The organism is Rhodospirillaceae bacterium (assembly GCA_018660465.1).
Lineage (GTDB): Bacteria > Pseudomonadota > Alphaproteobacteria > Rhodospirillales > JABJKH01 > JABJKH01.
In genome coordinates this window covers 12,665-30,263 of sequence record JABJKH010000019.1, presented here as the reverse complement: position 1 = coordinate 30,263, position 17,599 = coordinate 12,665, and the positions used below count along the sequence as shown (strand labels likewise).

The following is a 17,599-nucleotide window of genomic DNA, read 5'->3' as shown; positions in this document are numbered from 1 at the left end:
TACCCGGAGTGTTTGCCGTGGTTTTGGGTCTCTCTGGCCCATTTTTAACAAATACAGCGGTTGCTGCGGATATCACCGTATATAAATCGCCATCGTGTGGTTGTTGTTCCGGTTGGGTCGATCACATGCGCCAAAATGGACACAAGGTAAAATCCATTAATAGGGATGACCTTGAAGGAATTAAAAGAATGGCGGGAGTACCAGAACAACTGCAGTCCTGTCACACCGCCATTGTGGATGGATACGTAATTGAGGGGCACGTTCCCGCATCGGACATTGAGAAGTTATTAGCCGAGCGCCCGAAGGCAAAGGGTTTAGCCGTCCCGGGTATGCCCGGCGGGTCGCCAGGAATGGAAGGTGCTGCTGCGGAACGGTATAACACTATTCTGTTTAAGAATGACGGTTCTGCATCCCTATATTCTAGGCATTAGAACTTTGCGTGAAATTAAGGATTGTCTACCAGCCTTCACAGATGTCCGTTCCACCCCTTTATGGGCGATTAGAAGCACAGTGACCGATTAATTACACGCTCATCAATGTCTGTTCAGGGCCATTTACAGCCCTTTTCAACAGCCTTAAATAACTTCCGCTTTACCTCCTCGAAGCAGAGATTGTGACGAATATCTGATCGGTCTCTCTTCTTCGTAATATTTATTTTCCCCACTATAAAAAGAGATGAATAATGCGATGGTGGAGAATAATTGAATTGTTACTTTTGCAACTTCCTGAGTAGATTTAACGGGCTTCCTAATGACTGTACTCACGCACGCCAGCCGGAGGTCCGCTTCGATTCCTCCGGCATCCGGTAGCCCCTGGTTCTAGTGGCCCTCGGCGATTTCCGCGAGTTCGATCAGGATATTGCCCGTCGATTCAGGGTTGATAAAGGCGATGCGGCTGCCGCCATGTCCGGTGCGCGGTTCCTCGTCAAGCAGCTTCACGCCTTTGCTCTTCAACTCGTCGAGCGCCGCGTCGATATCGTCGACCTCGAAACACAGATGGAATAGGCTCTGACCATTCTTTTCGATCCATGCGGTGACCTTCGAATCCTGTGCGCTGGCGTTTGAGCTCAACAGCTCCAAATAGGTCTCTCCGACTGGAAACATGGCAAGCCGCGTGGTGCCGATCTTTTCCTCGTACTCCATCTCAATACCGAGCGTGTCCTGCAGCATCTTAATCGATTCCGCCATGTCGTTAACCGCGATGGCAACGTGTTCTACTCGTTTCAGTTTCATCCGTTCTCTCCCTTGCGCTTGCGTTCTTTGTGTTTGCTCATGCTTCGATAGGCTTTCTTCATCTGGCTGATAGAATAGTTCAGTATAATACGCAATCCTGCGATACCCGATGGCCGAATTTCTGCTTAGTGTCATATGCAGACGGTTTGTGATCTTGCTCAGAATATCCCCAAATAGCGACAAGCGGATAGACATATTCCTACAATAGTCTCTATCTTTAAATATCGGGTCTGGGGTGACCAATTATTTATAAAAAAACTTTGAAGGAGGACAGGGATGATTATTGACACTCACATTCACTTATATGGGTTCCCATCATTAGAACAGCTTGAGACAAAAATTCAAAAAATGGAGGATGCGATCGCGTTTAGGACACGTTATCCAGAACTATATGATAGGACACTAACAGATGATCCTATCGATATTTCCGATGATCTAATAACGCATATGGATCGACATGGTATCGATATTGCTGTCGTCCAGGCACGAGCTGGAAACGTTACCAATGATCAGGTGGCAAAGGCTGTAAAGAAGTATCCTAAAAGATTTTTTGGACTGCTTCGAATGGGGCACGATCAGGAAGCCAGCCACGAATATTTAGATGACCCAACACCTGTACGAGACGCCGCCCCAGATCATATTAGTTATTGCATAGAAGAACTTGGAATGAAGGGGATGGGAGAGACCTTCATACGCGCCTTCACGACATCGGTTAATCCAGAGCAAATTGAAAAAGATCTCCGGCCGATAATGGACACTCTGGATCGCTACAAAGTTCCAATTCAATTCCCAACGGCTTGGTCCCAGTTTCCTGGAGGGCTTTTCTATGGAAACCCAATTTGGGCTGACGAAGTCGCGGGGCATTACCCCGAAGTTCCGATAATATTGACAAAAATGGGACGAAGTCTGGAAACCTATTTTGAACCGGCCATGACGGTTGCTATGAGAAATAGCAATGTTTATTTCGATGTTGTCGGTACGAGTCCTACTCATCTGCGCACGGCCATTGACACCATCGGCTCTGATCGAATTATGTTCGGTTCAGATTGGTCGGCAACGTGGCGATGGCTTAAGCATCCAGCTCCCTTGTATGACATTCGGAAGAAAGTGCTTGAAGACGCAAATTTGAATGAAAATGAGCGAGAAGACATATTGTGGCGAACGGCTAATCGTATTTTTGATCTAGGCCTATAGAGGCCAGCGGCCTAATGGGTCAACCTATTGAGATGGCAGTCAAATGCGGAAGAAAACACCGGCCCCAAACAAGGTCCGCTTCATCCCCAAAAAGCTGACCTATTCGGGTGACGGTCAGAACCGTCGCTAATAGCCGTGTGTGGACGTTAGGTGGTAGAATCCCCTATATGCCAGACGTACTTGAAGAGTCCGAGTGCCATAGAGAATCGCAGGTGGCCATCAATATCCTGGGGGAAATCAACTGAGATCCAGAGCAAGCAAATGGCTAAACTACCCGATGGCTTGAATTTGGTGTAAAGGCTGGATTGAAGTCCACCAGTGGAACAGGTCATCTTCTTCGCAGTTTAAGACACCCCCCATCCCGCCTGTACGGTCGTTCCAAATCTCGAGACTGGTATCTGGAACTGCAACCAGGACAGGAATCCCTGCCGCGATGGCGCAAAGTATTTCGTCACTTAAACCTTCCCCGTCACGCTCCGCATTACCAAATTTTTCAACGACCATGAGTTCGACTCTGTCTTCAATTGCCCGCCTTAACACTGCCGCTGTTTCTGTAAGAGTTAAAGTATCGAGAGAGCAATCGCGGTTCTGCCATTGTTCGAGTGTCGGTTGGTTGATTGAAAATCTATTTTCTGTCGCGATATCAATCGCCTCCACTCGATTCATTCCTGTTCCACCGATTGCTATTTTCTCTTGAAGCAATCCTCCGACATGTATGTTTGCCTGCTTCATGGCCTGAACAAACCGCGCAAGACCTGAACGATCTGAATTCTTCGCCAGATAGACGACAGCGGCAAAACGTAGAGGAAAATCACAGTCATCTAACGTTTTGATAGGAACTTCGGTCTGTGTCACCATTGTTGATCGTGCCATCATAATCGTGCCTCCAAAAGAACGCCGTGGAATTAAAGATACAAATTGAATAGGGATATTAATGCATAGTTTTTTGCCTGGACCCTTGATGTCTATCAATTGCACCCAGGCCTTTTTGGGGTCATCAACAGACGAAAACACTAGCTATTAATTATGTCTGTTAAAGGGTGTAAGGCGTGGGGTTTGTGTTAATCGATTGCAGCCTTTGAGCGGACTTTGGCAGAGGCTGGCATTTGCTTAGAGAGCGGGCGGCATTTGCGAAACCTCTAGGTATTCCCTAATTCATGATTTCAGTTGAGATTTTACCGAGTTCCTGGTGATCGGCCTCAACAAAGTCACGGGTCAGGGTCGCCAATTGGGGATAGATTGGAATTTCCGCAAGTTCTTCAACTTTGGCGGAGAACTTTGTCACCCATAGGGCTAAATGACGCTCCAGAAACTCTTTCTGAAAGAGCAGACTGTTTATTGCTTCATCAGTTTGATCGAGTTCCCAGGCCTCTGCCTCAAGCTGAGTCAGATGCGCCATAAATTCAAGTTCCACACTGATATGGTCGGGAAGCCCGTGGTAATCAGTCTCGTAGACAAAGCCGGATTGTTCGATAAATTTTTTGACATTGATGGTCTGCGGCCCCCAAAGCGATGCACCTTCCCCGCCCAGATGAACCGACTCGTAAGGGGATACATGCTGTCCAGGCCCCATAAACAAACGAGAGAATTCGAGCGACAATTCCTCCAAAAATTCTTTGTCCGGAGAAAGATTGGAAAAGACTTCAATATCTGCGCCGACCTCGGACAGATCGCGCAAAAATTCCGGGTCCTTCAGTTCCCGAACCAGTTCGGCCGTGAATTCCTTGCGAAAGACGGTTGCCAGGAGGCGATAGAGACCATTTCGCTCAACCGCCATCCTGGCCATTTCTTTTGGGTTACTTCTTCCCATTTTTTCTTCCGTCTTCGTCATGTGATCTAAGCTTTCGTTACTGTGACCACGGTATCTTGAAAGCGCAAAGCGCCGCTAATCGGATCCGGATCATTAGGGATGATCCAGTTCGGATGGGCTCCTCTGCTGGCCCACCAGATGTTGGAGTCTTGATCGTCATCCTTGCCGAACGGCGCCTTCTTACCAGAGGCATATCGGCCATACTCCCAATGACCGCAGTGGTGAGAGATGGCAACGGTCCCGGGTATAATGGCCGGCGTAACCCGTGCTTTCGTCTTAAGTTCACCAATCCCCGACTTAACCATGATTTTGTCGCCGTCCTTAATATTCAAGGCTTTCGCCGTGTCCGGGTTAATCCAGGCTGGGTTGTCGTGATAGATCTCGGTCAGCCATCTGCAGTTTTGCGACCGTGAATGGATTTGAGCCGCAACCTTGTAGGTGGTTAGGACCAGTTCGCCGGCCTTCATGACTTGGTGTTCCGGCACTTCGATCCACGTTGGCAGACCAGGCTTCTTCTTCGCCGCTAACAAAGGCGAGTAGATCTCAAACATTCCAGAGAGAGGAAGTTTGTCCGGTTTGAAACCGGCGACCGCCTTACCTTCGACCTGGACGCCCACGTAACCTTTATAGGCGTTCTTGGTGCCACGATAGCCTTTGGCCTTCGCCGCCGCTTCACTCTTGGCCTTGGCTTTTTTCCAGTTCCAGTAAGTACCGGAGTCCTCGTCGTAGATGACACCCTCTGCTTTCATCTTCTTATCACTAAGAGCCTTCGCGTGACTGAAGTACTTCGGCTTAGCCTTGGGGTCATGCCAGACGCCAGCCTTCTTCATGAACTCAAAACCACCAAGGGCTTTAATCGCCGGCGTTTTTTCGCAGGAAATTTGTACGAACTCCTGCTTGGTCTTGAAGCCCAATGGGAAGCCCATACGCTCCGCCAATTCACAGGCAACATCACCGAAATCACGCACTTCCCCAAGCGGCTTAATAACCGGCTGACGAATGTAATATTCGGGGACTTGATTTGGCGAGACCATGTCCTCGTAGTCCCACCGTTCAAGATAAGTGGCATCGGGAAGAATGATATCTGCCAATGCAGCCGACTCGTCATAGAACGGGTTGACGCAGACTGAGAACGGGATCAGTTTTTCGTCCTTCATGATGTCGATGTTTTCCTGCACGTTGCCATTGGCATAAACAGGCGAGTAGCAGTACCACATATACACATCCGGTCGTCCGGCTTTGCCGTCCTTGATAACAGACAACACGTTGTGGCTGACACCATGGGTCGGGAACAAGGACTTACCCTTGAAGCCTTTCGTGACCTTCAATGCTTTGCCTTTGGGCTTCTTCTTCGGTCCTTTCGGGTATTTCCAGCTCGGCCCGACGCCTTTGCAGCGGCCGCCCGGATTTTCGATATTGCCCGTAATGGCTGATAACATTTGAACGGCACGCTCGGTTTCAACACCGTTGTAGTGACCGACTGCACCCCGATAGCTGATGGCGCAACCCGGTTTGGCGTTGGCAAATTCGCGCGCCACATCAACGATAACCTTCGCTGATACGCCACTGATCTTTTCTGCCCATTCAGGGGTATACTGCTTCAAGTGCGCTTTCAGGGCCGCCACTTTCTCAGCGACAGGGGCTTTGTGGTTAGGTGTCACCAAGCAGTACTTAAGGAATTTCTCGCCATCGCCTTGGTAGAGGTCTTCACTCATGATGACGTTACTCATGGCGAGGATGACAGCAAGATCGGTCCCCGGCTTAACAGGTACCCACTGAGTAGACTTCGCGGCCGTATTGGATAGACGGACGTCGAATGTCACCATCTTGACCTTACGGTCAGCCATCGCCCGCGCCAAACGTTGAGCGACAGGAATATGGTTGGTGTGGGCTTCGAGGACACCGGAACCGAAGTTCAGGATAAAGTTCGTTTTATCCAAATCCCAGTTGTCATAGTGCTTGCCCCAGGTCAGTTCCTGAGATGTCCACTTGCCAGCTTCACAAATGCTGGTGTGGTTGCCGATTGTCTTGGTGCCATAGTTGGCGAGGAAGACGCTTTTAATCAGCTTGGACGAACTGGCTTTCATGCGTCCGTAATGGAACATGAACTTTTCCGGATGGCCGTCATCGCGAAGTTTTTTCAGACGTGTTGCGATTTCGCCCAAGGCATCATCCCAACTGATTCGCTTCCATTTCCCCTCGCCGCGTTTGCCGACGCGTTTCATGGGATAAAGAATGCGATCTGGATCATAGACCTGGTTGACGCCAGCTTGTCCCTTGGCGCACATCTTACCTTCCGTGCGAATGGAATTCGGCTGGCCTTCGATTTTAACCAAGCGCCCGTCTTCGATGTAGTTCACGTTGGGACACCGAGTCACACACTGCCAACATGCGCTGGAAATGAGTTGACGTTCATCACCCGTCTCGGGCGAAAAATCTTTTCCGCCCATGATGGGTAACATCTTTGCTCTTGCGAGCGAGACGCCGCCAGCTAATGGAAGTGCTGCCGATGTGGCGCCTAATTTTAGGAAATTGCGACGATTAAACATTTCTGCCTCCAATTCATTTAAGCGGTATCGGTGCTAAACGGGCGGTTACGTTCCACACGAAGGTACTTGCCGGGCGTGGCCATAGGTGGTGCCTTTAGATCTTCGGCACCGATGTAGAAAACATTCGGCTTGGTACCCTTACCGGCATACAGTGGCTGCGCATCTTCCTTGGCGATCAGTTTCGAAATTTCGCTACTTGGATCATTGATGTCGCCAAAGATACGGGCGCGGCTGGGGCAGGTATTGACGCAGGATGGCACCACACCAGCACCGACCCGGTGAACACAGAAGTCGCACTTCTGGGCTTTGCCCGTGACCGGATTCATAAATGCTGCGTCATACGGGCAACCGGGTAATTTGTCGTCGCCATCAACGCACTTCTTGCACGCAATGCAGGCTTCTTGATCAAAGACCACGATGCCATCTTCCTTACGCTTGTAGGCAGCCTCAACCGGGCAAATCGTCACGCAGGGCGCTTCGTTACATTGGTTGCAAAGCCGCGGCATGAACTTGCGTTCGACCTTTGGGTAATCGCCTTTTTCAACGAATTCAACCCAGGACCGAACGGCACCCAATGGGACATCGAATTCGCTTTTACACGCGACAGAGCAAGCATGACAGCCCTTACACTTCCGGGTATCAATCACCATTCCGTACTGTACGGTGCCGACCGCGGCGTATGATTTCTTTTGGGTAATCGCTGTACCAGCGAGAACGACCCCCCCGGCACCGAGGGATTGTACGAACCGGCGACGCGAGGTTGCTATCGATTTCACCATTTTATGAACTCCTATAGAGCTTTCTGGAATCTTATCTGATTCTAACACTTGAAACTTTTTGGTGATCCGACATTTGTCGGGGTAAGTTAAATAAATTACGTGCAGAATTAAGTGGCAGGTTGGAAATCTGTGTTCTGTGCTCGGGCTGGTCATTCAGGCCGCGACTGGAACTGCGTATTTGCGATTCGGAGGTGAGGTGAATGTTTAATTGTCAGGATTTAAGGGCGGCCCGCCAAATTGCCATTCGATTTCTAATATTTATATCTTTGGCCGTCCTCACGCCTTGGACGGGAGCCGTGGCTGCAAACGATGGCCCGACCATTCTCCTGGGGCCGATGCCGGATTTGAGCCAACCCAAGGTTATACGCTCAACGGCCGATCATTCTAAGTTTGAGATTCTTAAAAAGAAATTTCGAAAATCCCGAGATATCACCAAAGCGTGTCTGAGCTGTCACAATGTAAGCGCAAAACAAATTCATAAGACCAAGCATTGGAATTGGGAATTCACCCATACAAAAACCGGTCAAAAGTTGGGTGCTCGAAATATCATAAATACATTTTTTGGCGGAACCGCTTCAAACGAAGCTTCGTGCAGCCATTGTCATATTGGATCAGGCTGGAAAGGGAATAAGTTCGATTATAAACGCGAAGAAAATGTCGATTGCCTGATCTGCCATGATACCACTGGTAAGTATGCCTTTAAGAAGTTTCATACAGCGCGCGGGAACTGCGGCGTTTGCCACGAAGAAATCCCGGAATCCCCCGGCAAGAAAAAGCACAAAACAGACCTGAATGAAGTCGCACTCAACGTTGGGCCGACCAGCCGCCGAACCTGTGGCAGTTGCCATTTCCTGGGCGGCGGTGGCATCAACGTCAAACATGGTGACTTGGATTCATCCCTAACCCGCCCAAGCTATGACCTTGATGTTCACATGGATGCAGACGGTCTGAACTTCACCTGCACAAGCTGCCACAGTACGGATCAACATGCTGTGCGCGGTAGTCGGTATGAAAATGAAATTAATGACATCGGTGGTCGGACCATTCCTGGCAAAGCCGCAGCGCGGCGAAGTTCGTGCGCTTCCTGTCATGGCGAACGTCCGATGAAGAATGATAAACTCAACGACCATACGGACAAAGTTGCCTGTCAGACCTGTCATATCCCTTCAATTGCGCGGGGCGGACACGCCACCAAGATGCGTTGGGATTGGTCAACATCGGGAAAGCTGGATGCAAATGGCAAACCATTCCTGAAAAAAGACAAAAAAGGTAATGTGATTTATAGCACCCAGAAGGGGGATTCGGTGTGGGCGGAGAACGTCGTCCCCGACTATATTTGGTCTGACAGAACCGCTAAATATACATTGCTTGGAGATAAGATCGATCCGAGTAAGACGGTTGCCATCAATACCTTCATGGGAAGCGCGGATAAATCGCTCTCGAGAATTTCACCAGTTAAGAAATCACGCGGAAAACAGCCCTATGATGCTGGCAACAATAGGCTCGTCGCCGTCAATCTGTTTGCGTTGCACCGTTTTGCTAAAGACAAAAGTGCCTATTGGCGAAACCTTGATTGGCCGCGCGCCATCGCCAAAGGTATGAAAGCTGCCGGCAAGGAATTCAGCGGCAAGGTTGGCTTTGTAGAAACTGAAATGCTCTGGCCTGTGACCCATATGGTGGCCCCCGCAGATAAGGCGCTTGGGTGCGACGAATGCCATAGCAAGAATGGGCGACTCGAAAACATTAACGGTATTTACATTCCAAGTCGGGACACCAAGCCCGTGCTCGAATGGCTTGGACTTGGCATGTTTTTGATCTCGTTATTCGGTGTCATGATACATACGATGATGCGCATCCTCACCCGAAATCGTCGAAATAATGGAGGGGTAAAACCATGAGCAACATAAACCGGTTCTACGCTTTCAAACGTTTCGAACGCTTCTGGCACTGGACCCAGGCGGCACTAATCCTTCTGATGATCTTTACCGGGTTTGAAATTCACGGCACCTATCGGGTGCTCGGATTTGAAAAGGCGATTGATCTTCATACAACGGCGGCGTGGGCACTGATGGTGCTTTGGTTGTTTGTCATCTTCTGGCACATCACGACGGGGGAGTGGAAGCATTACAAGCCGACCACCAAAAACTTCATCGCGATGATTTATTATTATGGGTTCGGAATCTTCAGTGGCTCCGCCCATCCATTTCATGCCAGTGAAAAGGAAAAGCACAACCCCCTCCAGCGTCTAACGTACTTGATGCTCGGGGTTGGGTTGATGCCGGCAATCTGGTTGACCGGGCTGCTTGTTCTTTTCTACAACATCTGGCCGGAATTTGGCTTGGAAGGCCTCTCTTTTGGCTGGGTTGCCGCGATTCATACCTTGTTGGCGTACATCCTAATAAGCTTCATGACCATCCATATTTATCTGATTACCACCGGGCCAACGATGACGTCTCAACTACGGGCGATGATCACCGGATGGGAGGAAGTCGAGATTGAAGACGAGGAGAACAAGGATAGAACCTAAGCCTTGGTGCTAGTGGCAATGTTCTATGTCCGCATGAAGTTGATCGGCCAATTGTTCAAATTCCTTGATGTGAACAGACCGGCCCTCAACAGTCACTAGCCCTTTTAGTTCAAGATGCTTGATGGCGCGGGAGACGCTGTCGGGGTGCGCGCCGATCATGGAGGCCATATCGTTGCGCGTGATCGGCAAGGTCATATAGACTGACCCATCATCCAGATGCTTTCCCCATTGGTCGTGGTGGAGAATCAAAAGATGAATTACGCGGGTGTCGACATTCAACACGGCCATTTCATAAATTCGTTCTTCTGCATCTCCCAGGGCCTGCGCCGTACTTTGCAAAAATTGTAGGGCCAAGTCATGATTGTTCTGTAGAATCTCACGGACAGTCTCAGAATTAATAAAACAAATTCTGGCGTCTTCGATAACTTCCGCACCTGCCCGATGGCACTGTCTGGCCAAGAACGGTCGGTATCCTAATGTGTCGCCCTTCGCCGCTAAACGGACCAGCGCCGACTGTCCATCGATATCGACTTTCCGGATACCTACTAGACCACCTTCGACAAAATAGAGTCCATTGCAGATATCGCCCTCCATAAATATTGTCTCGCCTGGTGTATACTCGCGGCAAAGGACCCTACGATTGAAAAGGTCAACCTCATCTTCGGTCAGAGTTGCCCACGCCGTATTTGCACGAATCCGATTGTCGATACAACGGGCGCGCCCGTTAGGTCTCGGCAGTTCTTTCATGAAACAAATTTCCTATGTTTATCAAATTTTTAGGATTCGAACTCACGTCACTAACCGATCGGGAAATAAGCCATTCCCCGCTGGTTCGAAATGTACGGCGATTTGGATTCAGGATTTTATATAAAAATGGGAACTCTCGAATTGACGAGCATCAAGTATGAAAATTTATTACTAGTTTTATCTGGACGTTCGAATCATTCCGATTCCCATTGTTTAAAATATTCCCCGTTCAATCAGTAATCTACGAACAAAACTCCTGTCACAAAACTGCGATGGATGGACAACGTAATTGAGATTGGAATGGGCTGTGTTTGGAAACGGTGGACGGCTCATAGCATGCACGTCACGGTAGGCAAGGTCTGCTTTGGGTGGTGATCTCAATTGATCGACGCAACACTTTAAATCTTAGGTTTAAAAAAATATGGAGTGTTGTCATGAGTTACAGACGAAAATTTAGACCGCGAATGACTTCCGCTTAGCCCTCACAAAGCGGACGATCAAATTTCCGAGAACTTCGAACGCTGGCCTTCCCACAGGAGTAAATTTTATCATTCTGCATTGGGGGTATGGGCATTACCCAATCTCCCCACAGAGCGATTCTAAGAACTCTCAGGACATATCCACAAAGTCCCAAGATCAAGTCTCTGTTTGTCGGAACTAATTGTTTTCACCTTGACCCAGATCATGGCAGCCACGTTCAGCCTTCCCTATAGTTTAGGTGGTCTTGAGGCGGAAGTTCGGAGGGTGCCAAACCGTAGAATAGCAAGCCGAAACATACTTGATGCGAACTCGCCGGTTCCATGACAGTGTTGTCAGAGGCTTATTCTCTCAACCCCAGACACTCTCACATTCCGCTTCGAGGCCGCTTCATCTTAACAATCCCCAATTTAGCAATCTCAATGATCTTGGTCGCTCAGACCTCATTGACCAAGTCTACATTCAGGAAGTATTGCCGCCGGAGGGGTGAGTTCTGCCATTTGACCACCTAACCATCCAGTGCGTTCTGGTATAGGGTGGAACCAAACAATATAGGATGTCTTTAAAAGCCCAACAGAACAGCACGTTAAGAGTTTCATTGGGACTGGAAGAAATGGAATAGGGCAGTTTTCGAGATCGCCCCGATCGACCACTCCGGCACCTCTCCGCGTGTTTGAGGCCCCTTATATAATGTACAGGTCGACTGGGTCTCCTTAGACGGGCGGAGACTAGTCCAAAGCTTGAGTGATCGCAAGACGTCGAAATTCCTTAAATTCCTTTCGTAATCGGCGTTGACAATGGCTTCGGAAGGGCTATATTGCGGCCTCTTTCCGGCGGGTCTCGGTCGTTCCGTGTGCCCGCTTGAATTATTTGAATTTACTCAAGAGCTTAAGTGAGGCTGATATGTTCGCTGTCATCAAGACCGGCGGGAAGCAATACAAAGTCGCCAAGGACGATCAAATCGTCGTGGAGACACTCGCCGGTGAACCGGGCGATACCCTTGAACTTAAAGACGTCCTGATGATTGGTGGTGCAGATAACGCGCCCAGCGTCGGCACACCGGCTTTGGATAAAGCTGCTGTCTTTGCTGAAGTGGTCGAACAGACCCGCAGCGCCAAGGTCATCGTTTTTAAGAAAAAACGCCGCCAGAACTACCGTCGCAAGCATGGTCACCGCCAGCATCAGACGGTTCTGCGCATCATGGAAATTAGTCCAACGGGGACCAAGCCTAAGGCCGCCAAAGCGGCTACTAAGCCCAAAGCGGAACCCAAAGCCGACGCCAAGCCTGCTGCAAAAGAAGCAGCAAAAGATAAAACGGCTAAAGCTGAAACTAAGGCTAAGCCTAAAGCGGCAGCCAAGCCTGCGGCTAAGAAACCTGCGGCGAAAAAGCCCGCAGCGAAGAAGAAGCCGGCGGCAAAGAAGAAGTCAGAGGAGTAGACAACAATGGCACATAAAAAAGCAGGTGGTAGTTCCCGCAACGGTCGCGACTCCGCTGGTCGTCGCTTAGGGCTCAAAAAGTCCGGTGGCCAAGCAGTTGTCCCCGGTAACATCATCATTCGCCAACGGGGCACTCAGTATCACCCGGGTGCCGGCGTTGGCATGGGCAAGGACCACACGATCTTCGCGACAATCGAAGGCAACGTGAAGTTTGAGCACAAAAAAGCCGGACGGGTCTTCGTTGGTGTGGAGCCAGCGTCCTGATATAAGCGATCCAGCCACTTTGTTATTTGATAAGGGGAATGGCTGGCCATTCCCCTTTTTAATTATATCCACTAAATTTTAAGCGTCTTGCTATAGGTGCTTGGCCATGAAATTTCTCGACGAAGCAAAAGTTTTTATACAGAGCGGTAAGGGCGGCGACGGCTGTATTGCCTTCCGGCGGGAAAAGTACATCGAATTCGGTGGCCCTGCCGGTGCAGACGGCGGGCGCGGCGGCAGCGTGGTGATTCGCTGCGTCGATGGTTTAAACACGTTGATCGACTACCGCTATCGCCAACATTTTAAAGCCAAAAAGGGCCAGAATGGTTCTGGCCGGGACCGCACCGGGGCCAAAGGCGAAGACCAGATCATGCAGGTGCCGGTCGGCACGCAGATCCTCGACGAAGACAAAGAAACCCTAATTGCCGACATGACAATCATCGGCCAAGAGATTGTTTTGGCGAAAGGCGGCGATGGTGGTTACGGCAATACTCATTTCAAAACGTCAACGAATCAGGCCCCGCGCCGAGCTGATCCCGGTTGGCCTGGCGAAGAACGCTGGGTATGGCTGCGCTTAAAATTGATCGCCGATGTCGGATTGGTCGGGCTGCCCAATGCGGGTAAGTCCACATTCTTGGCCGCCGTGTCCCAGGCACGGCCAAAGATTGCTGATTATCCATTTACAACGCTGCATCCTAATTTGGGTGTCGCCGGTGTTGATGATGACGAACTCGTCGTCGCTGACATTCCCGGACTTATTGAGGGTGCCAGCGAAGGCATAGGCCTTGGCACGCGCTTTTTGGGCCATGTTGAGCGCTGCGAGGTGCTTCTGCATTTGGTTGATGGTACGTCAGAAAACATCGTCGACGACTACCAAACAATTTGTGCGGAGCTGAAAACCTACGGTGCCGGATTGGCGGAGAAGGCCCGCATTGTGGCGCTTAATAAATGCGATGCGCTTTCTGAAGATGACATCGCTGAGAAGAAAGCCGAACTGGCGGCGGCATCAGGGGGTGAGGTCATGACTTTATCCGGCGTTTCGCGCATGGGAACGATTGATATCCTACGTGAAGCCAGGGCCATCGTCGAAGAATGCCGGCGACCGCCCGAGGATGAAAACAAGGCTTTCGCGCCATGAGCTCCTTTGTAGGTAAAGGCCGACCCCGCTTGGAGGCCGCGAAACGCATTGTCATCAAGATCGGATCGGCGCTGCTTGTGGAAGCGGCGCGCGGCACCTTGCACCGCGAGTGGCTGAGTTCCCTTGCCGCTGATATCGCCCACTGCCGGTCGCGCAATCAAGACGTGATTGTGGTGTCGTCTGGCGCCATTGCGATTGGACGCCGGATCTTAAATTTGAATGATGGCGCGTTGAAATTGGAAGAGAAACAAGCCGCCGCTGCGGTCGGCATGGTTCATCTGGCGCACGCGTATCAGGAAATTCTCGGTCACCAGGGTTTATCTGTCGCGCAAGTATTGTTGACCATTGGTGATACGGAAAACCGACGGCGCTATATCAATGCGCGGAATACCTTGGAGCAATTGCTCAGTCTCGGCGTCGTACCGCTGATTAATGAGAACGATACAGTGGCGACAGATGAAATTCGATTCGGTGATAATGATCGCTTGGCCGGGCGGGTCGCGGCCATGGTTGGCGCCGATGTCTTGCTGCTGCTTTCCGATATCGATGGACTTTATTCGGCGGACCCCCGGGTGGATGAAACGGCGGGACATGTTCACGAAGTAGCTGAAATTACCCCCAAGATCGAAGCCATGGCCGGCAGCATCGTGCGCGGCGATGGCTCCGGTGGGATGATCACTAAAATCGCTGCGGCCAAAGTCGCGGTCCAGGCGGGCTGCCATATGGTGATATTCGATGGCACGGTTGAGCGGCCCTTAACCCAGTTGGAAGATGGTGCCCGATGCACTTGGTTTTTATCATCCGCAACACCACAGACCGCACGCAAGCGTTGGATCGGCGGCGCGCTTCAGGCAATGGGAACACTCATTGTTGATGACGGCGCGCTGAATGCTCTGAAACAAGGCCGCAGCCTTTTGCCTGCGGGTGTGATTGGCGTCGAAGAAAAATTCGAACGCGGCGATGCCGTGATCGTCAAATCCAGCGATGGACGTGAGGTGGCGCGAGGCTTGGTGGCTTATTCAGTGGAAGACGCGAGAGCGATCATGGGTCATAAAAGCGGTGAAATCGAAGAACTTCTCGGCTACCGTGGTAGAGACGAGATGATTCACCGCGATGACTTGGTACTAACGTGATGACAATGACGAACGAAAACATACCTGAGTTGATGGAAGCTATGGGCAGTGCTGCAAAACAGGCTGCGCGCGAATTGGCAACGGCATCAACGGAAGCGAAGAATACAGCGCTGCTGGAAAGTGCAAGAATTCTGCGCGAGTCTAAGGATCAAATCCTAAAAGCCAACGGCGATGATTTAGCCGCCGGCAAGGACAAGGGCCTGACGAACGCGATGCTGGATCGTTTGGCGCTGGACGACGGTCGCATTGAGGGCATTGCGAAAAGCCTGGAAGAAGTCGCCGCATTGCCTGATCCGGTCGGCGAAGTCATGTCTGCTTGGGACCGGCCCAGCGGATTAAACATCTCCCGCGTTCGTGTGCCCTTGGGCGTGATCGGCGTGATCTACGAATCCCGGCCCAATGTCACGGCTGATGCTGGGGCGCTGTGCCTCAAGGCTGGAAACGCGGCGATCTTACGCTCCGGCTCTGAAAGTTTTCATTCGTCCATGGCGATTATGGAATGTCTGCAGGGCGGGCTTGAAAAAGGCGGCTTGCCTGCGGCATCTATCCAATTGGTACCGACCAAAGACCGGGCGGCGGTGGGCGAAATGCTGACCATGGTCGATAGTATTGATGTTATCGTTCCCCGCGGCGGAAAATCGCTGATTGAGCGAGTCACGGCGGATAGCAAAGTCCCCCTGTTCAAACACTTGGAAGGCATTTGCCACACCTACGTTGATGCGGCTGCCGATGAGGACAAGGCTCGTAAGATTGTGCTGAACGCAAAGATGCGGCGCACAGGTATTTGCGGTGCGACGGAAACTCTGTTGGTGGATCGCTCAGTCGCTGACAAAATGCTGCCCCATCTGGTGCAGGACCTGATCGATGCCGGCTGTGAAGTCCGCGGCGATGACGCGACCCGGGCTGTGGACACCCGCGTGACGGCGGCGACAGACGAAGACTGGAACACGGAATATCTGGAATCCATCATTTCGGTTAAAACAGTCGACGGCGTTGATGGGGCCATCAACCACATTGCCGAACACAGTTCCGAACATACCGAAGCGATTATTACAGAAGACGCCGCGACAGCTGAGAAATTCCTCAACCAAGTCGGCAGTGCCATCGTCATGGTCAACGCCTCCACTCAATACGCGGATGGCGGCGAATTCGGCATGGGTGCAGAGATTGGTATTTCCACCGGCAAGCTTCATGCGCGGGGGCCGGTCGGCGTGGAACAATTGACCAGTTTCAAATACATGGTCCGCGGAACCGGTCAGTGTCGGCCTTAATTTCCAAACGCGTTGGAATTCTGGGCGGCTCCTTCAATCCGGCGCATGAAGGACACGTGCATGTTTCCGAACTCGCGCTTGATTCCCTTGGGCTTGATGAAGTGTGGTGGTTGGTTTCGCCTCAGAACCCGCTCAAATCAACCGAAGGCATGGCCCCCTTTGAGGATCGCCTGGAGCAGGCTAAGTCTGTGACCGCAGCGGAACCTCGAATCGTCATTTCGGATTTCGAAAAAATATACGGTTCCAGGCGCACACTCATGACCCTTCGAAAACTTAAACGCAATCACCCGGCGCATCGATTTGTCTGGCTGATGGGGGCGGATAACCTAATTCAAGCGCACCGCTGGAACCAATGGGCGGAGATATTTAAGATCGTCCCCATTGCGGTTTTTGCCCGACCCACTTATTCTTTGCGGGCATTGTCTGCGTGCGCGGCGAAGTTTTTCGCGAGCGCCCGGGTTAAAGAGAGGGAAGCGGACACATTGGCGGACTTGATGCCGCCAGCGTGGGTCTACCTGGAAATCCCCCTTCATCCGGCGTCTTCGACGGAAATTCGCTCTTCAGCGGAAACAGACAATGGGTAGACTATTTAAACTTGATCGAGAACCAGTAGGAGAAAACGCCATAGCTCGACGCAAACCAACGCAGCCAGTAAACAAAAAATTGCTAAAACTGGTGGAAGCGACACTTGATGACGACAAGGCAATCGACGTCGTGGTCATCAATTTGACTGGAAAAACGGAAATCGCGGACTTCATGGTTGTTGCCAGCGGCACATCCAACCGCCAAGTCGGTGCCATGGCCGACCACCTCCGGGACACAATTAAACAATCAGGCCACGATAGCGTCGCTGTTGAGGGGAATTCCCAATGCGATTGGGTGCTGATTGACGCGGGTGACATTATCATTCACCTATTCCGACCGGAAGTACGTGAATTCTATGGCCTGGAAAAGATGTGGGAAGTCGCGGCACCAAGTTCTGATGCTGGACAATCGGATGTCGGCCTAACGGCTTAATCGCACTTCTGTTTTAGGATAGGAGCA

At 51.0% G+C, this 17,599-nt stretch carries 17 protein-coding genes; 11 read left to right on the top strand and 6 right to left on the bottom strand.

Features of this window, described 5'->3' with window-relative positions; all coding sequences use genetic code 11:
- On the top strand, nucleotides 1-431 hold a 431-nt coding region (locus HOM51_03945), incomplete at its 5' end, for a DUF411 domain-containing protein (GenBank protein MBT5033649.1).
- 387 nt (nucleotides 432-818) lie between these two features.
- On the opposite strand, the gene mce is transcribed toward HOM51_03945, so the two are convergent.
- Entirely contained in the window at nucleotides 819-1,232 is a 414-nt protein-coding gene (mce, locus tag HOM51_03940) for a methylmalonyl-CoA epimerase (GenBank protein ID MBT5033648.1), read from the bottom strand.
- Nucleotides 1,233-1,508: 276 nt separating this feature from the next.
- On the opposite strand from mce, the gene HOM51_03935 reads away from it, so the two are divergent.
- A complete protein-coding gene (locus HOM51_03935) occupies nucleotides 1,509-2,426 on the top strand; it encodes an amidohydrolase family protein (GenBank protein MBT5033647.1) in 918 nt (305 codons plus the stop codon).
- Between the two features lie 270 nt (nucleotides 2,427-2,696).
- On the opposite strand, the gene HOM51_03930 is transcribed toward HOM51_03935, so the two are convergent.
- The 4 genes from HOM51_03930 to HOM51_03915 form a co-directional block, all read right to left on the bottom strand.
- On the bottom strand, nucleotides 2,697-3,302 hold the full coding sequence (locus tag HOM51_03930; protein MBT5033646.1) for a DUF2478 domain-containing protein: 606 nt from the start codon (nucleotides 3,300-3,302) through the stop codon (nucleotides 2,697-2,699).
- Between the two features lie 274 nt (nucleotides 3,303-3,576).
- Complete coding sequence (locus HOM51_03925) at nucleotides 3,577-4,236, bottom strand: hypothetical protein (protein ID MBT5033645.1); 660 nt, start codon at nucleotides 4,234-4,236, stop codon at nucleotides 3,577-3,579.
- A gap of 26 nt (nucleotides 4,237-4,262) precedes the next feature.
- The gene (locus HOM51_03920; GenBank protein MBT5033644.1) at nucleotides 4,263-6,785 is read right to left on the bottom strand and encodes a molybdopterin-dependent oxidoreductase; all 2,523 of its coding nucleotides are present in this window, start codon (nucleotides 6,783-6,785) and stop codon (nucleotides 4,263-4,265) included.
- Between the two features lie 17 nt (nucleotides 6,786-6,802).
- Nucleotides 6,803-7,564, bottom strand: a complete 762-nt coding sequence (locus HOM51_03915; protein ID MBT5033643.1) for a 4Fe-4S dicluster domain-containing protein — start codon at nucleotides 7,562-7,564, stop codon at nucleotides 6,803-6,805.
- A gap of 335 nt (nucleotides 7,565-7,899) precedes the next feature.
- Here HOM51_03915 and HOM51_03910 point away from each other — a divergent pair, with 335 nt between their 5' ends.
- Both HOM51_03910 and HOM51_03905 read left to right on the top strand, forming a co-directional pair.
- Nucleotides 7,900-9,462 carry a tetrathionate reductase family octaheme c-type cytochrome gene (locus HOM51_03910; GenBank protein ID MBT5033642.1) on the top strand — a complete coding sequence of 521 codons (1,563 nt, stop codon included), beginning with the start codon at nucleotides 7,900-7,902 and terminating at the stop codon, nucleotides 9,460-9,462.
- Entirely contained in the window at nucleotides 9,459-10,091 is a 633-nt protein-coding gene (locus HOM51_03905) for a cytochrome B (GenBank protein ID MBT5033641.1), read from the top strand. Before HOM51_03910 ends, HOM51_03905 begins: the two co-directional genes overlap by 4 nt.
- A 9-nt stretch (nucleotides 10,092-10,100) precedes the next feature.
- Here the strand turns inward: HOM51_03905 and HOM51_03900 are convergent, their stop codons facing one another.
- Entirely contained in the window at nucleotides 10,101-10,838 is a 738-nt protein-coding gene (locus tag HOM51_03900; GenBank protein ID MBT5033640.1) for a Crp/Fnr family transcriptional regulator, read from the bottom strand.
- 1,380 nt (nucleotides 10,839-12,218) lie between these two features.
- On the opposite strand from HOM51_03900, the gene rplU reads away from it, so the two are divergent.
- The 7 genes from rplU (at nucleotide 12,219) to rsfS (ending at nucleotide 17,572) form a co-directional block, all read left to right on the top strand.
- Nucleotides 12,219-12,752, top strand: a complete 534-nt coding sequence (rplU, locus tag HOM51_03895; GenBank protein ID MBT5033639.1) for a 50S ribosomal protein L21 — start codon at nucleotides 12,219-12,221, stop codon at nucleotides 12,750-12,752.
- A gap of 6 nt (nucleotides 12,753-12,758) precedes the next feature.
- The gene (gene rpmA / locus HOM51_03890; GenBank protein ID MBT5033638.1) at nucleotides 12,759-13,016 is read left to right on the top strand and encodes a 50S ribosomal protein L27; all 258 of its coding nucleotides are present in this window, start codon (nucleotides 12,759-12,761) and stop codon (nucleotides 13,014-13,016) included.
- 106 nt (nucleotides 13,017-13,122) lie between these two features.
- On the top strand, nucleotides 13,123-14,151 hold the full coding sequence (gene obgE / locus HOM51_03885; protein MBT5033637.1) for a GTPase ObgE: 1,029 nt from the start codon (nucleotides 13,123-13,125) through the stop codon (nucleotides 14,149-14,151).
- On the top strand, nucleotides 14,148-15,284 hold the full coding sequence (locus HOM51_03880) for a glutamate 5-kinase (GenBank protein MBT5033636.1): 1,137 nt from the start codon (nucleotides 14,148-14,150) through the stop codon (nucleotides 15,282-15,284). Before obgE ends, HOM51_03880 begins: the two co-directional genes overlap by 4 nt.
- Nucleotides 15,284-16,555: a glutamate-5-semialdehyde dehydrogenase gene (locus HOM51_03875; protein MBT5033635.1), complete on the top strand. Its 1,272-nt coding sequence runs from the start codon at nucleotides 15,284-15,286 to the stop codon at nucleotides 16,553-16,555. The genes HOM51_03880 and HOM51_03875 overlap by 1 nt, the downstream gene beginning before the upstream one ends.
- Entirely contained in the window at nucleotides 16,519-17,139 is a 621-nt protein-coding gene (locus tag HOM51_03870) for a nicotinate-nucleotide adenylyltransferase (GenBank protein MBT5033634.1), read from the top strand. Before HOM51_03875 ends, HOM51_03870 begins: the two co-directional genes overlap by 37 nt.
- Nucleotides 17,132-17,572 (top strand): ribosome silencing factor, encoded by a 441-nt coding sequence (rsfS, locus tag HOM51_03865; protein ID MBT5033633.1) that lies wholly within the window; start codon nucleotides 17,132-17,134, stop codon nucleotides 17,570-17,572. The genes HOM51_03870 and rsfS overlap by 8 nt, the downstream gene beginning before the upstream one ends.
- Nucleotides 17,573-17,599: the final 27 nt, after the last annotated feature.

What these genes read in the sequence shown, in the direction of transcription:
- mce (MBT5033648.1), bottom strand. Translation starts at nt 1,232, where the DNA reads ATGAAACTGAAACGAGTAGAACACGTTGCCATCGCGGTTAACGACATG.
- HOM51_03935 (MBT5033647.1), top strand. Translation starts at nt 1,509, where the DNA reads ATGATTATTGACACTCACATTCACTTATATGGGTTCCCATCATTAGAA.
- HOM51_03930 (MBT5033646.1), bottom strand. Translation starts at nt 3,302, where the DNA reads ATGATGGCACGATCAACAATGGTGACACAGACCGAAGTTCCTATCAAA.
- HOM51_03925 (MBT5033645.1), bottom strand. Translation starts at nt 4,236, where the DNA reads ATGGGAAGAAGTAACCCAAAAGAAATGGCCAGGATGGCGGTTGAGCGA.
- HOM51_03920 (MBT5033644.1), bottom strand. Translation starts at nt 6,785, where the DNA reads ATGTTTAATCGTCGCAATTTCCTAAAATTAGGCGCCACATCGGCAGCA.
- HOM51_03915 (MBT5033643.1), bottom strand. Translation starts at nt 7,564, where the DNA reads ATGGTGAAATCGATAGCAACCTCGCGTCGCCGGTTCGTACAATCCCTC.
- HOM51_03910 (MBT5033642.1), top strand. Translation starts at nt 7,900, where the DNA reads ATGCCGGATTTGAGCCAACCCAAGGTTATACGCTCAACGGCCGATCAT.
- HOM51_03905 (MBT5033641.1), top strand. Translation starts at nt 9,459, where the DNA reads ATGAGCAACATAAACCGGTTCTACGCTTTCAAACGTTTCGAACGCTTC.
- HOM51_03900 (MBT5033640.1), bottom strand. Translation starts at nt 10,838, where the DNA reads ATGAAAGAACTGCCGAGACCTAACGGGCGCGCCCGTTGTATCGACAAT.
- rplU (MBT5033639.1), top strand. Translation starts at nt 12,219, where the DNA reads ATGTTCGCTGTCATCAAGACCGGCGGGAAGCAATACAAAGTCGCCAAG.
- rpmA (MBT5033638.1), top strand. Translation starts at nt 12,759, where the DNA reads ATGGCACATAAAAAAGCAGGTGGTAGTTCCCGCAACGGTCGCGACTCC.
- obgE (MBT5033637.1), top strand. Translation starts at nt 13,123, where the DNA reads ATGAAATTTCTCGACGAAGCAAAAGTTTTTATACAGAGCGGTAAGGGC.
- HOM51_03880 (MBT5033636.1), top strand. Translation starts at nt 14,148, where the DNA reads ATGAGCTCCTTTGTAGGTAAAGGCCGACCCCGCTTGGAGGCCGCGAAA.
- HOM51_03875 (MBT5033635.1), top strand. Translation starts at nt 15,284, where the DNA reads ATGACAATGACGAACGAAAACATACCTGAGTTGATGGAAGCTATGGGC.
- rsfS (MBT5033633.1), top strand. Translation starts at nt 17,132, where the DNA reads ATGGGTAGACTATTTAAACTTGATCGAGAACCAGTAGGAGAAAACGCC.